Origin of the sequence: Dermacoccus sp. Ellin185 (assembly GCF_000152185.1) — a bacterium.
Classification (GTDB): Bacteria; Actinomycetota; Actinomycetes; order Actinomycetales; family Dermatophilaceae; genus Dermacoccus; species Dermacoccus nishinomiyaensis.
Map to the genome: position 1 here is coordinate 1 of NZ_AEIQ01000035.1, position 14,521 is coordinate 14,521.

Below are 14,521 nucleotides of genomic sequence, written 5' to 3' on the forward strand. Positions count from 1 at the left end.
GCGCGCGCGGGCGCGCCCCGAGACGCTGGCACTGGCGCGCTCGCTCGGCATGAGCGCCCGCGTCGTGCGCGAGGACGACGAGGACGCGGCGTGGGCGGTCGGCATGGCGCTGCTCGTCGTCCAGACGTCCCCGGCCGGGGGCGCGGACGCCCTCGCTGCGCGCGTCGTCGACGCCCCGTCGTTGCGCATCGGCGCGGCCGGCGGGCCGTTCGTCCTCGACGTCGTCTACGCCGACTGGCCGACGGCATTCGCCCGCACGATGAGCGCGCGCGGTGCGACCGTCGTCAGCGGCCTCGACATGCTCGTGCACCAGGCCGCGGCACAGTTCGAGCTGTTCACCGGCCACACTGCCCCCATCGCGGACATGATGGAGGCCGGGCGCGCCGCCGTGAAATGATCGGCCGCATGCTTCGTTGGTTGACCGCAGGTGAATCGCACGGCCCGGCCCTCATGGGCGTCATCGAGGGGCTGCCCGCCGGCGTCGAGGTGACGTCGCAGAACATCTCCGACGCCCTCGCGCGCCGTCGCCTCGGCTACGGGCGCGGCGCCCGCATGAAGTTCGAGCAGGACGTCGTGACGTTCGTCGGCGGCCTGCGTCACGGCGTGACGCTCGGTTCGCCGCTCGCGCTGCAGATCGGCAACAGCGAATGGCCGAAGTGGGAGACCGTCATGTCGCCCGATCCGGTCGAGGCATCCGCGTACGAGGCGTCGAACGACGTCAACGCCGAGAAGGAGATCGCGCGCAACAAGCCGTTGACGCGCCCGCGCCCCGGCCACGCCGACCTCGTCGGCATGCAGAAGTACGGCTTCGCCGACGCCCGCCCCGTCCTCGAACGCGCCTCCGCGCGCGAGACCGCGGCGCGCGTCGCCCTCGGTGAGGTCGCCGCGCGCTTCCTCGAGCAGGCCTACGGCATCCGGCTCGTCTCGCACACCGTCGCCGTCGGGACGGCCGCCGTCGCCGACGACTCACCGCTGCCGCACCCCGACGACGTCGCGGCCCTCGACGCCGACCCCGTGCGCACCCTCGACGCCGACGGCTCGGCGCGCATGGTCGCCGAGATCGACGCGGCGAAGAAGGCGGGCGACACGCTCGGCGGCGTCGTCGAGGTCTGCGCCTACGGTCTGCCCCCGGGCCTCGGCTCGCACGTACACTGGGACCGCCGCCTCGACGCGCGCCTCGCCGCCGCGATGATGGGCATCCAGGCGATCAAGGGTGTCGAGATCGGTGACGGGTTCACGACGGCCGCGCGCCGCGGTTCGGCCGCTCACGACGAGATGGTGCGCGGTGACGACGGCGTCATCCGTCGCCAGTCGAACCGTGCCGGTGGCACCGAGGGCGGCATGTCGACCGGTGACGTGCTGCGGGTGCGCGCCGCGATGAAGCCCATCTCGACGGTGCCGCGGGCGCTCGCGACCGTCGACGTCGCGACGGGTGAGGCCGCGACGGCGATCCACCAGCGTTCCGACGTCTGCGCCGTTCCGGCGGCTGGCGTCGTCGCGGAGGCGATGGTCGCGCTCGTACTCGCCGAGGCGTGCGTCGAGAAGTTCGGTGGAGACTCGGTCGCCGAGACGCGGCGCAACCTCGAGAGCTACCTCGCCAACATCCCCGATCTGCTCACGACGTGGGAGTGAGCGCGCCAGCGACGCCTGCGGCTGACGCCGAGCGCCACCACCCGCGTCCCCGCGCCGTGCTCGTCGGGCCGATGGCGTCCGGCAAGTCGTCCGTCGGGCGCTCCCTCGCGGCGCGCTGGGGCGTCGAACTGCGCGACAGCGACGCGCTCATCGTCGAACGCCTCGGCTGCTCGATCAGTGACTACTTCGCGACGCACGGCGAGGCCGCGTTCCGCGAGGTCGAGCGCGACGTCATCACCGAGCAGCTCGGCACATTCGACGGAGTCCTCGCGCTCGGTGGCGGGGCGGTGCTCGACGACTCGACGCGGGCGGCGCTGCGCGAGCACACCGTCGTCTACCTGACCGTCGACGAACGCAACGCCGGCTACCGCATCCGCGGCGACGTGACGCGCCCGATCCTCGCGAACGGTGGCATCGACACGTGGCGGCGCATCTTCGCCGAACGCCGACGGCTGTACGAGGAGGTCGCGACGGTCACCGTCGACACCTCGCGCGGGACGACGGGTGCGTCGGCCACGCGCATCATCGAGGCGCTCGTCGCGGCCGAGCGCGAGACACCCGTCTCGACCGGTGGAAAGCGCCCGTTGCCGTCTTCGGTGGCGGCGACGATCGCGCGACGACGCATCCTCGGGGCCACACGAGGCGGCCGGACGCGCCGCGACGAAGGAGAGACGCCATGAGCATCATCAGTGTGGGAACCGCGTATGCCGTGCACATCGGCGAGGGGGTGCTGCAAGACCTCGCGGGCACCGTCCCGGCCGGGGTGGCGCGGGCACTGATCGTCGAGCAGGCGGCGGTGACGGCGATTGCCGACCGCGTCGAAGAAGCGCTGCGTGGCCGCGGCATCGACGTCGTGCGCGAGGTCGTGCCCGACGGCGAGGCTGCCAAGACGATCGAGGTGAGCGCGCGCCTGTGGGGCGTCATGGCGCGAGCCGGCTTCACGCGCACCGACGTCGTCGTCGGCGTCGGCGGGGGAGCGGTGACCGACCTCGCCGGCTGGGTTGCCGCGTCGTGGCTGCGCGGCGTGGGCGTCATCCAGGTGCCGACGACGGTGCTCGCGATGGTCGACGCGGCGGTCGGCGGCAAGACCGGCATCAACATCGCCGAGGGCAAGAACCTCGTCGGCGCGTTCCACGAGCCGCTCGCCGTGTTCGCCGACCTCGCCACGGTGCGGACGCTACCCGAACGCGACGTCGCGGCCGGGCTCGCAGAGGTCGTCAAGTGCGGTTTCATCCGCGACGAACGGATCCTCGAACTCGTCGAGGCCGACCCGGCTGCGTGCCTCGACGTGACGAGCCCGCAGCTCGTGGAACTCGTCGAGCGGGCCATCAGCGTCAAGGCCTCGGTCGTGGCGGCCGACCTCAAGGAATCGAACCTGCGCGAGATCCTCAACTACGGCCACACATTCGCGCACGCCATCGAGCAGCTCGAGAACTACACCTGGCGACACGGTGACGCCGTCGCCGTCGGCTGCGTGTTCGCCGCCGAACTGGCCTGCGCGGCAGGCGTGCTCGGGCGCAACGATGTGGAGCGGCAGCGCGCCGTCATCACCTCGCTCGGGCTGCCGACGACGTACGCGGGCGGTGACTTCGACGAGATGCTCACCGTCATGGGGCGTGACAAGAAGACGCGCGGCACGACGCTGCGCTTCGTCGTCCTGCACGGCATCGGCGACGTCCACCGCCTCGAAGGCCCGACGCGCGAGCAGCTGCGCGCAGCCTTCGACGCGGTGACTGGCTGAGACGCACCGTTCAGCGCGTCGGCTGCTCCTTCTTCGCCGTCTCGCGGTCACCGGCGGCGGTGCCGGCGTTCTCGAAGTCGCCGGCGACCATGATGTCGGTGATCTCGCGCGCCAGTTCGTCGCCGAGGCGCCCCCAGTCGGGCTGGTAGCCGAAGACGTCGGCGAGGCCGGTGCCCTTGCGCATCCCGTCGAGCAGTTCGACGTCGTCGGGCGTCAGCAGACCGGGGTGCGCGACGCCGACGGCGTCACTGATCTTCAGCAGGTCCTTGCGCAGCGCGACGAGGTAGTTCGCGAGGCGAACCTTCTTGAGCTCGGGGTCAAGGCCGTGCGCGAGCCACGCGTTCTGCGTCGCGACGCCCGTCGGGCAGGTGTCCTCGTGGCACTTCTGCGTCTGCAGGCAGCCGATCGACAGCATCGCCTCGCGCGCGACGTTGATCATGTCGGCCCCCATCGCGAACGCCTGCGCCGCCGTGATCGGCAGGCCGAGCTTGCCGGAGGCGATGAACACGACGTCGTCGGTGAGGCCGGCCTCCGCGAACAGGGCGTAGACGCGCGAGAAGCCGACGGCCCAGGGGAGCGCGACCGAGTCGGAGAACACGACGGGCGCCGCACCCGTGCCACCCTCGCCGCCGTCGATCGTCACGAAGTCGACTCCGCGGCGCGGGCCGTCGACGCTCGACATCGCTGCCGTCAGCTGCTGCCAGAAACCCATCTCGCCGACGGCCGACTTGATGCCCACGGGCAGGCCGGTGCGCTCGGCGATCGTCTCGACGAGGTCGAGCATCGAGTCGATGTCGTGGAACGCGGTGTGCCGTGACGGCGAGACGACGGTCTCGCCCTGCGGGACGCCGCGGATGTCGGCGATCTCCTTCGTCACCTTCGCGCCGGGCAGGACGCCGCCGAGGCCCGGTTTGGCGCCTTGGGAGAGCTTGATCTCGATGGCCCTGACGGGCGCCGACTCGACGACGGTGACGAGCTTGTCGAGGTCGAAGTGGCCGTCTTCGTCGCGGCAGCCGAAGTAGCCGGTGCCGATCTGCAGGATGAGGTCGCCGCCGCTTCGGTGATAGGTGGACAACCCGCCCTCGCCGGTGTTGTGCATCGCCCCGGCGAGTGCGACGCCCTTGTTGAGCGCGGTGATCGCCGCGCCGGAGAGCGAGCCGAAGCTCATCGCGGAGACGTTGACGACCGAGCGCGGACGGAACGCCTTGGCGCGTCCGCGGGCGCCGCCGAGCACCTTCGCACAGGGGATGGCGTGGTCGTCGGTCTCCGCGGCATGCGACTGCGCGAACGTGCGGTGCTTGACGATCGGGTAGCCCTCGTTCCTCTCGAGGTCGTTGTCGGTGCCGAAGCCGACGTAGTTGTTGACGCCCTTGGCCGAGCGGTAGATCCAGGCGCGCTGGTCGCGGCTGAACGGGCGCTCCTCGTCGTTGCCGGCGACGATGTACTGCCGCATCTCGGGGCCGATCAGCTCGATCGCGTAGCGCGCGTGGCCGAGGACGGGGAAGTTGCGCAGCAGCGAGTGGTTCTTCTGCGTGAGGTCGTAGGCGGCGACACCGGCCGTGCCGAGTGCGGGCAGGGCGGCTACGAGGCGAGTCCACTTCATGCGCCCAGTATGGCGAGGCTCGACGTGAAATGCATCACGCGCAGGTGTGGAACGTCGATCGGGGGAGGTGCGCTCACACGATAGACTTGATGCTGATGCCCGTGCGCCTGCGCGGGCGATTGTTGACCGGCCGCGCGGATCACCGTCCGCAGCGGCATCACCCGGGTGGGCGTTCACGGGGCCGACGAGCCCTGGCGCTGCCCGATGAACGAAGGCGGATCTCCATGGCGAGCACGAACGACCTCAAGAACGGCATGGTTCTCAAGATCGACAACGGGCTGTGGTCCGTCGTCGAGTTCCAGCACGTCAAGCCCGGCAAGGGCCCGGCCTTCGTCCGCACGAAGCTCAAGAACGTCATGAGCGGCAAGATCGTCGACAAGACGTTCAACGCCGGCGTCAAGGTCGAGACGGCCAACGTCGACCGCTCCGACATGCAGTACCTCTACAAGGACGGCGACGACTACGTGTTCATGGACACGAAGACGTACGACCAGATCAACATCCCGGCCACCGCCGTCGGCGACGCCGCGAACTTCCTGCTCGAGAACCAAGAGGCGATCGTCGCGCAGAACGACGGCACCGTCCTCTACGTCGAGCTGCCTGCGTCCGTCGTCCTGGAGATCACGCACACCGAGCCGGGCCTGCAGGGCGACCGCTCCACCGGTGGCACGAAGCCCGCGACGCTCGAGACGGGCGCCGAGATCCAGGTGCCGCTGTTCCTCGAGCAGGGCACGAAGGTCAAGGTCGACACGCGCGACGGCTCCTACCTCGGCCGCGTCTCCTGATCGATGGGTGCTCGCACCAAGGCGCGCAAGCGCGCCCTCGACCTGTTGTTCGAAGCCGAGCAGCGTGAGATCAACGCGAAGGACCTGCTCGACGAGCGCGTCCTCGCGCCCGTGACGCCGGCTCCGTTGCCGGAGTACACCGCGGTGCTCGTGCGCGGCGTCGTCGACCACTGGCGCACGATCAACGAAGCGCTCGAGACGTACGCACGCGGTTGGACGCTCGATCGCATGCCCGCCGTCGATCGCGCGCTGCTGCGCGTCGCGGCCTACGAGGTGCTCTACGTCGACGACGTGCCCGACGGCGTCGCCGTCTCCGAGGCCAAGAACCTCGCGACCGAGCTGTCGACCGACAACTCGCCGCAGTTCATCGGTGGTCTGCTGACCAAGCTGTCCGAAGTGAAGTCGAGCATCGTCGACTGACGGCCCCGTCCACCACTCACATGACACGACCCACCCGTTCGCGCGGGTGGGTCGTGTCATGTCGCTCGCGTGGGCCTGAGTGCCCCGATATGCTCGGATCATGCCCGTCGCCTCCCTCTCCGATGTCGAACACGCGCAGCGAGTGCTGTTGTACGGCGTCACGGGATCGGGCAAGTCGACGGCCGCGGCGCGGCTCGGCGCTGCCCTGGGGCTGCCCGTCCACCTCGTCGACGACGAGGTCGGGTGGCTGCCCGGTTGGATCGAGCGTCCGCAGGATGAGCAGCGGGCTCTGGCGCACCAGATGGCGAGCGCACAGGGCTGGGTCGTCGATTCGGCGTACGGCGCCTGGAGGGACGTCATGCTCGAGCGGGCGCAGGTCGTCATCGCGCTCGACTACTCGCGTGCCCTCACCCTCTCCCGCCTCGTGCGCCGCTGCGTCCATCGCCTCACCACTCGCACGCCCGTGTGCAACGGGAACACGGAGAGCGTGCGACAGCTGTTCTCGCGCAACTCCATCGTGCGGTGGCACTTCTCATCGTTCGCGCGCAAACGCGAGCGCATGCGCCGTTGGGAGGCTGCGCCGGAGGGGGTGCCCGTGCTGCGGCTGACGCATCCGCGCGCGTTCGACCGGCTCGTCCAGTCGCTGGAGCTAGACAACATCGGGGCCGCGTCGCGAGAAGCAGCGCTGCGGCACGGCGGCATCGATGACCTGCCCGCCCCGGCCGGTGACGACGCGGCGCGCTTCGTCGAGTTCTGAACGTTCATTCACGGTGTCCGATCTCGGAGACTGCCAAGAGCAGGTCATTAGGCCGAGTGCCGGGGTCCCAACAGGACGACGCCGGTCAGGCGTGGCCAGCGAGGCGCGATAAGGTGGGCAGCGGAATCATCCTTTAACGATCCGTCCTGTGAGGCGGCGAAGGAGGCCTGCGCATGACGCGCGACGCTCTCGGCGTACCCGGTGACGGGGACGTCTCGACATCACGAACCACTCCCGACGACGGCCGCGTGGTCCTGTCGGCCCCCGAGATAGGTCGCGCTCTGCGCCGCATCTCTCACGAGATCCTCGAACGCAACAAGGGCGCGGACGATCTCGTCCTGCTTGGCATCCCGACGCGTGGCGCGCACCTCGCCCGCCGCCTGGCGGACGCGCTCAAGGACGTCGAGGGCATCGACATTCCCGTCGGCACGCTCGACGTCACGATGTACCGCGACGACCTGCGTGCCAACCCCGCCCGTGTGGCGCATCAGAGCGACATCCCCGCAGCCGGCATCGACGGGCGCACCGTCGTCCTCGTCGACGACGTTCTCTTCTCCGGACGCACCGTGCGCGCAGCCCTCGACGCGCTCGGCGACCTCGGGCGCCCCAAGGCCGTCCGCCTCGCCGTCCTCGTCGACCGCGGCCACCGCGAACTGCCGATCCGCGCTGATCACGTCGGCAAGAACCTGCCGACGGCGACGAGCGAGCACGTGCGCGTGCGCGTCGCCGAGACCGACGGCAGCGACGAGGTGCGCATCAGCGGCCCCGCCGCGCCGCAGCAGCGAAAGGACGCGTCGTGAAGCACCTGCTGTCGGCCGCCGACCTCACCCACGACGACGCCGAGATGATCCTCGAGACGGCCGCCGCCATGCACGACGTGCAGAACCGCGAGGTCAAGAAACTGCCCGCGCTGCGCGGACGCACCGTCGTCAACCTGTTCTTCGAGGACTCGACGCGCACCCGCAGCTCCTTCGAGATCGCCGGGAAATGGCTGTCTGCGGACGTCATCAACGTCAGTGCGAAGGGCTCGAGCGTCAGCAAGGGCGAGTCGCTACGCGACACCGTGATGACGGTCGCGGCCATGGGCGTCGACGGCCTCGTCATCCGCCACAACCGCAGCGGAGCGCCGCTGCAGGTGAGCCAGTGGGTCGACTGCATGGTGGTCAACGCCGGCGACGGCACCCACGAGCACCCGACGCAGGCGCTGCTCGACGCCTACACGATGCAGGCGCAGCTCGGCACGCTCGAGGGCAAGCACGTCGCGATCGTCGGTGACCTCACGCACAGTCGCGTCGTGCGCTCCAACCTCATCCTGCTCAAGACCCTCGGCGCGCACGTCACGCTCGTCGCGCCGCCGACGCTCATGCCGTCCGGCATCGCCGCCTGGGCTGCGCGCGACGGCTTCGACGTCAGCTACGACCTCGACGCCGTGCTGCCGCACGTCGACGCCGTCATGATGCTGCGCGTGCAGCGCGAACGCATGTCCGGCGGCTACTTCCCGACGCCGCGCGAGTACACCGTCGGGTATGGCCTGACGCGCGACCGCCTCGCGCTGCTGCCGCAGCATGCCGTCATCTGCCACCCGGGCCCGATGAACCGAGGCCTCGAGATCAGCCCCGACGCCGCCGACGAAGCACGCTCGAAGGTGCTCGACCAGGTGAGCGCCGGCGTCGCCGTGCGCATGAGCGTCCTGTACCACCTACTCGCCTCGAACTCGACGGAAGGAGCTCAGGCATGAGCGACCACGCAGGCCCCGTTCTCATCACCGGCGCCGACGTCGTCGGCACCGGCGCGGCCGACATCCTCGTGCGTGACGGCGCCATCGCCGAGATCGGTACGAACCTCGACGCCGCCGGCGCGACGCGCGTCGACGCCGACGGACTCGTCGCGCTGCCCGGCCTCGTCGACCTGCACACCCACCTGCGCGAACCGGGCCGAGAGGACGCCGAGACGATCGCGACGGGTTCGGCGGCCTGCCGCAGCCGGCGGCTTCACGTCCGTCTTCGCGATGGCCAACACGAACCCCGCGACGGACACCGCCGAGGCCGCGGAGCGCATCGCCGAGCTGGGGGAGCGCGTCGGGCTCGTCGACGTCCACCCCATCGGCGCCGTGACGAAGAACCTCGCCGGCGAGGAACTCGCCGAGCTCGGCCTCATGGCCCGCTCGCGCGCCGCCGTCCGGGTCTTCTCCGACGACGGCAAGTGCGTGCACGACAGCCGCCTCATGCGTCGCGCGCTCGAGTACGTCAAGGCGTTCGACGGCGTCGTCAGCCAGCATGCGCAGGACCCGAACCTCGCGGACGGCCAGGCCTGCTGCCACGAGGGTGAGATCTCCGGACGTCTCGGTCTGCCCGGTTGGCCCGGCGTCGCGGAGGAGGTCATCGTCGCGCGTGACGTCATGCTCGCGCGCCACACCGGCAGCCGCGTCCACGTCGCGCACGCGTCGACGGCGGGCACCGTCGAGGTGCTGCGCTGGGCGAAGTCGCTCGGCATCGCCGTGACCGCGGAGGCCACCCCACACCACCTCATGCTGCCGACGGACCTCGTCGAGAGCTACGACCCGGTCTACAAGGTCAACCCGCCGCTACGCCCGAGCGAGGACATCGAGGCCGTGCGCGAGGCGCTCGCCGACGGCACGATCGACATCGTCGCGACCGACCACGCGCCGCACGCGCGCCACGACAAGGAGCACGCGTTCGCGGACGCCGTGTTCGGCATGCTCGGCCTCGAGCAGGCGCTCGCCGTCGTCCACACGACGATGGTCGCCACGGGCTGCATGACGTGGCAACAGGTCGCCGATGCGATGTCGACGAAGCCCGCCGCGATCGCCCGGCTGGGCTCGCACGGCCAGGGCCTCGTCGCCGGCGCACCCGCCAACATCACGCTCTTCGACCCGTCCGTCACCGTCACGGTGAACAAGGACGACTCGAAGTCGCTTTCCCGCAACAACCCCTGGCACGGCCGCACGCTCGAGGGCGCTGTGGTCTCGACGTACCTGCGCGGACGTCGCACCTTCCACGACGGAGAGGTTCAGCAGTGAACGACACCACCCCCGCCACGACGAAGCGCGCCAGTGCGTTCGTCTCGCGCGAACCGGCCTGCCTCGTCCTCGAGGACGGACGCATCTTCCGCGGCCGCAGCTACGGCGCGATCGGCACGACGTTCGGTGAGGCCGTGTTCTCGACCGGCATGTCCGGCTACCAGGAGACGCTGACGGACCCGAGCTACCACAAGCAGGTCGTCGTCATGACGGCCCCGCACGTCGGCAACACGGGCATGAACGACGAGGACTACGAGTCGGGCAAGATCTGGGTGGCCGGCTACGTCGTGCGCGACCCCGCCATCCGCCCGTCGAGCTGGCGCTCGGTGCGCACCCTCGAGGACGACCTCGCCGAGCAGGGCATCGTCGGTATCTGCGACATCGACACACGCGCCCTGACGCGCCACCTGCGCGAGCGCGGCGCGATGCGCGTCGGTGTGTTCTCGGGTGCGGACGCCGCGAACAGCGACGCCGACCTGCTCGACGCGGTGAAGAACGCCCCGCAGATGGAGGGCTCCGAGCTCGCATCCGAGGTCGCGACGAAGGAGGCATACGTCGTCGAGGCGAAGGGTGAGAAGAAGTTCACCGTCGCGGCCGTCGACCTCGGTATCAAGTCGAACACGCCGCGGATGATGAGCGAGCGTGGCATCGAGGTGCACGTGCTGCCGGCGACGGTGGCGCTCGACGACATCACGGCGATCAACCCCGACGGCGTGTTCTTCTCGAACGGCCCCGGCGACCCGGCGACGGCGCCGCAGGTCGAGCTGCTGCGCGACGTGCTCGCGGCCGGCATCCCGTACTTCGGCATCTGCTTCGGCAACCAGCTGCTCGGGCGCGCGCTCGGGTTCGGCACGTACAAGCTGAAGTACGGCCACCGCGGCATCAACGTGCCGGTGCTCGACAAGGCGAGCGGCACCGTCGAGATCACCGCGCAGAACCACGGCTTCGCCGTCGACGCCCCGATCGAGGGATCGACGCAGGCGCCCAGCGACGCCGAACACGGCACGAGCTTCGGGCGCGTCGAGGTCTCGCACGTGTGCCTCAACGACGACGTCGTCGAAGGCCTGCGTTGCCTCGACATCCCGGCGTTCTCCGTCCAGTACCACCCCGAAGCCGCGGCCGGCCCGCACGACGCGGCGTACCTGTTCGACCGCTTCGTCGAGATGATGAGCGACAACCAGAAGGTGAACGCCTGATGCCCAAGAACACCGACATCAAGAGCGTCCTCGTCATCGGCTCCGGCCCGATCGTCATCGGTCAGGCCGCCGAGTTCGACTACTCGGGGACGCAGGCCTGCCGCGTCCTGCGCGAGGAGGGCCTGCGCGTCATCCTCGTCAACTCGAACCCGGCGACGATCATGACCGACCCGGAGACGGCCGACGTCACGTACGTCGAGCCGATCACGCCGGAGATCGTGGAATCGATCATCGCCAAGGAGCGCCCGGACGCGGTGCTCGCGACCCTCGGTGGTCAGACCGCGCTCAACACCGCGATCGCGCTGCACAAGAACGGCGTCCTCGAGAAGTACGGCTGCCCGCTCATCGGCGCCAACGTCGAGGCGATCGAGCTCGGCGAGGACCGTGAGAAGTTCAAGGGCGTCGTCGAGCGCTGTGGCGCCGAATCGGCCAAGAGCCACATCTGCCACACGATGGACGAGGTGCTCGCCGCCGCCGACGACCTCGGCTACCCCGTCGTCGTGCGCCCGTCGTTCACGATGGGCGGCCTCGGTTCCGGCTTCGCCTACGACGAGACCGATCTGCGCCGCATGGCCGGCGCGGGCCTGCAGGCGAGCCCCGTGACCGAGGTGCTGCTCGAGGAGTCGATCCTCGGGTGGAAGGAGTACGAGCTCGAGGTGATGAGGGACAACGTCGACAATGTCGTTGTTGTCTGCTCGATCGAGAACTTCGACCCGATGGGCGTGCACACCGGTGACTCGATCACCGTGGCTCCCGCTCTGACGCTCACCGACCGCGAGTACCAGCGCATGCGCGACGTCGGCATCGCCGTCATCCGCGAGGTCGGCGTCGACACCGGTGGCTGCAACATCCAGTTCGCCATCAACCCGGCCGACGGGCGCATGATCGTCATCGAGATGAACCCGCGCGTGTCGCGTTCCTCGGCGCTCGCGTCGAAGGCGACCGGCTTCCCGATCGCGAAGATCGCCGCGAAGATGGCCATCGGTTACTCGCTCGACGAGGTGCCGAACGACATCACCGCCGAGACCCCGGCGAGCTTCGAGCCGACGCTCGATTACATCGTCGTCAAGGTGCCGCGCTTCGCGTTCGAGAAGTTCCCCGCCGCCGACCGCACGCTGACGACGACGATGAAGTCCGTCGGCGAGGCGATGGCGCTGGGCCGCAACTTCACCGAGGCGCTGCAGAAGGCGCTGCGCTCGATCGAACGCAGCGACGGCCAGTTCCACTGGGATCCGGCGAGCGAGGTGACGAGCCGCGACGAGGCACTCGAGATCCTCGAGCGCTCCAAGCAGCCGACGGACGGACGCATCGTCCTCGTGCAGCAGGCGCTGCGCGCGGGCCTCAGCGTCGAGGAGGTGCACGAGGCGACGAAGATCGACCCGTGGTTCCTCGACCAGATGCAGCTCATCAACGACGTCGCGTCCGAGATCGCGGCGGCGCCCCAGCTGACGCCCGACCTGCTGCGCCTGGCGAAGAAGCACGGTTTCTCCGACGCCCAGATCGCGCAGCTGACGGGCATGAAGCAGGACGTCGTGCGCGGCGTGCGTCATGCCCTCGGCGTGCGCCCGGTCTACAAGACGGTCGACACGTGCGCCGCCGAGTTCGCCGCCCAGACGCCGTACTACTACTCCTCCTACGACGAGGAGAGCGAGGTGCTGTCGCGCGAGAAGCCGGCCGTCATCATCCTCGGATCGGGCCCGAACCGCATCGGTCAGGGCATCGAGTTCGACTACTCGTGCGTGCACGCCTCGTTCGCGCTGCGTGACGCCGGGTACGACACGATCATGGTCAACTGCAACCCCGAGACCGTCTCGACGGACTACGACACGAGCTCGCGCCTGTACTTCGAGCCGCTGACGCTCGAGGACGTGCTCGAGGTCGTCCACGCCGAGAGCGAGGCCGGCCCGATCGCGGGCGTCATCGTCCAGCTGGGCGGTCAGACGCCGCTCGGGCTCGCGAAGGCGCTCAAGGACGAGGGGGTGCCGATCGTCGGCACCTCGCCGGAGGCCATCGACCTGGCGGAGGACCGCGGCGCGTTCGGGCGCGTGCTCGCCGACGCGAAGCTGCCCGCGCCGCGTCACGGCATCGCCTTCTCGGCCGAGGAGGCCATCGAGGTCGCCCGCGAGATCGGCTACCCCGTGCTCGTGCGCCCGAGCTACGTGCTCGGCGGGCGCGGCATGGAGATCGTCTACGACGACGAGACGCTGCGCGGCTACGTCACGCGCGCGACGACGGCGTCGCCGGAGCACCCCGTGCTCGTGGACCGCTTCCTCGACGAGGCGATCGAGATCGACGTCGACGCGCTCTTCGACGGCGAGGACATGTACCTCGGCGGCATCATGGAGCACGTCGAGGAGGCCGGCATCCACTCCGGTGACTCCGCGTGCGTCCTGCCGCCCGCGACCCTCGGCACCGAAGAGCTCGAGCGCGTGCGCGCCTCGACGCTGGCGCTCGCGCAGGGCATCGGCGTGCGCGGCCTGATGAACGTGCAGTTCGCGCTCGCGCAAGACGTGCTCTACGTCCTCGAGGCCAACCCGCGTGCCTCGCGCACCGTCCCGTTCGTCGCGAAGGCGACGTCTGTGCCGCTCGCGAAGGCCGCGGCGCGCGTCATGCTCGGCGCCTCGATCGCCGACCTGCGCACCGAAGGGCTGCTACCGCCGAGCGGCGACGGCGCGAAGCTGCCGATGGACGCGCCCGTCGCGGTCAAGGAGGCCGTGCTGCCCTTCCAGCGCTTCCGCACCGCCGAGGGGCAGGTCGTCGACTCGCTGCTCGGGCCGGAGATGCGCTCCACGGGTGAGGTCATGGGCATCGACGCCGACTTCGCCACGTCGTTCGCCAAGGCGCAGCTCGGCGCAGGGCAGGGGCTGCCGACGTCAGGCACCGTGTTCGTCTCGTGCGCGAACCGCGACAAGCGCGCGATGCTGTTCCCGATCAAGCGTCTCGTCGACCTCGGCTTCGAGATCCTCGCGACGCCCGGGACGTCGGATGTGCTGCGCCGCAACGGAATCGCCTCGACCGTGGTGCGCAAGCACTCCGAAGGCCCCGGGCCGGACGGGGAGAAGACGATCGTGTCGCAGATCCTCGACGGCGAGGTCGCGATGATCGTCAACACGCCGTCCGGGTCGGATGCACGCGCTGACGGCTACGCGATCCGCGCGGCAGGGACGTCGATGAACGCGCCGATCCTCACGACGGTGCAGGAGCTCGCGGCCGCCGTGCAGGCCATCGAGGCCAGCATGCACGGCTCGTACGCGGTGAAGTCGCTGCAGGAGCACGCACGCGGCCTCGACATGTACGGCACGCGCTGAGGCAGGTCGACATCGCCGGATCGACGCCGGTGACGGCTG

The 14,521-nt window shown here is 70.0% G+C and carries 11 protein-coding genes and 2 pseudogenes; 12 read left to right on the forward strand and 1 reads right to left on the reverse strand.

The annotated features are described in order from the left end of the window. From HMPREF0321_RS16310 to aroB, 4 genes and pseudogenes are all read left to right on the forward strand, one after another. Positions 1–397 (forward strand): annotated as a pseudogene (locus tag HMPREF0321_RS16310) (shikimate dehydrogenase); the annotation flags it as partial. An 8-nt stretch (positions 398–405) separates the two neighbouring features. Next, positions 406–1,632 carry a chorismate synthase gene (aroC, locus tag HMPREF0321_RS01815; protein WP_006943800.1) on the forward strand — a complete coding sequence of 409 codons (1,227 nt, stop codon included), beginning with the start codon at positions 406–408 and terminating at the stop codon, positions 1,630–1,632. Continuing rightward, positions 1,629–2,312, forward strand: coding sequence for a shikimate kinase (locus HMPREF0321_RS01820; protein WP_006943742.1), 684 nt, complete (start codon positions 1,629–1,631; stop codon positions 2,310–2,312). The genes aroC and HMPREF0321_RS01820 overlap by 4 nt, the downstream gene beginning before the upstream one ends. Beyond that, entirely contained in the window at positions 2,309–3,373 is a 1,065-nt protein-coding gene (gene aroB / locus HMPREF0321_RS01825; protein WP_006943801.1) for a 3-dehydroquinate synthase, read from the forward strand. The genes HMPREF0321_RS01820 and aroB overlap by 4 nt, the downstream gene beginning before the upstream one ends. 10 nt (positions 3,374–3,383) lie before the next feature. Here the strand turns inward: aroB and HMPREF0321_RS01830 are convergent, their stop codons facing one another. Continuing rightward, positions 3,384–4,976: an FMN-binding glutamate synthase family protein gene (locus HMPREF0321_RS01830; protein ID WP_006943752.1), complete on the reverse strand. Its 1,593-nt coding sequence runs from the start codon at positions 4,974–4,976 to the stop codon at positions 3,384–3,386. Between the two features lie 224 nt (positions 4,977–5,200). Here HMPREF0321_RS01830 and efp point away from each other — a divergent pair, with 224 nt between their 5' ends. The 8 genes and pseudogenes from efp (at position 5,201) to carB (ending at position 14,482) form a co-directional block, all read left to right on the forward strand. Next, positions 5,201–5,761 carry an elongation factor P gene (gene efp, locus HMPREF0321_RS01835; RefSeq protein ID WP_006943829.1) on the forward strand — a complete coding sequence of 187 codons (561 nt, stop codon included), beginning with the start codon at positions 5,201–5,203 and terminating at the stop codon, positions 5,759–5,761. Between the two features lie 3 nt (positions 5,762–5,764). Then, the gene (gene nusB / locus HMPREF0321_RS01840; RefSeq protein ID WP_006943739.1) at positions 5,765–6,181 is read left to right on the forward strand and encodes a transcription antitermination factor NusB; all 417 of its coding nucleotides are present in this window, start codon (positions 5,765–5,767) and stop codon (positions 6,179–6,181) included. 100 nt (positions 6,182–6,281) lie between these two features. Further along, positions 6,282–6,938, forward strand: a complete 657-nt coding sequence (locus HMPREF0321_RS16315) for a hypothetical protein (protein ID WP_006943811.1) — start codon at positions 6,282–6,284, stop codon at positions 6,936–6,938. 173 nt (positions 6,939–7,111) lie between these two features. Beyond that, a complete protein-coding gene (pyrR, locus tag HMPREF0321_RS01850) occupies positions 7,112–7,738 on the forward strand; it encodes a bifunctional pyr operon transcriptional regulator/uracil phosphoribosyltransferase PyrR (protein ID WP_006943833.1) in 627 nt (208 codons plus the stop codon). Continuing rightward, complete coding sequence (locus HMPREF0321_RS01855; protein WP_006943772.1) at positions 7,735–8,676, forward strand: aspartate carbamoyltransferase catalytic subunit; 942 nt, start codon at positions 7,735–7,737, stop codon at positions 8,674–8,676. The genes pyrR and HMPREF0321_RS01855 overlap by 4 nt, the downstream gene beginning before the upstream one ends. Beyond that, positions 8,673–9,978, forward strand: a pseudogene (locus HMPREF0321_RS01860) (dihydroorotase). Before HMPREF0321_RS01855 ends, HMPREF0321_RS01860 begins: the two are co-directional and overlap by 4 nt. Then, complete coding sequence (gene carA / locus HMPREF0321_RS01865) at positions 9,975–11,174, forward strand: glutamine-hydrolyzing carbamoyl-phosphate synthase small subunit (protein ID WP_006943815.1); 1,200 nt, start codon at positions 9,975–9,977, stop codon at positions 11,172–11,174. Before HMPREF0321_RS01860 ends, carA begins: the two are co-directional and overlap by 4 nt. Then, positions 11,174–14,482: a carbamoyl-phosphate synthase large subunit gene (gene carB, locus HMPREF0321_RS01870; RefSeq protein WP_006943748.1), complete on the forward strand. Its 3,309-nt coding sequence runs from the start codon at positions 11,174–11,176 to the stop codon at positions 14,480–14,482. The genes carA and carB overlap by 1 nt, the downstream gene beginning before the upstream one ends. The last annotated feature ends 39 nt before the right edge of the window (positions 14,483–14,521 follow it).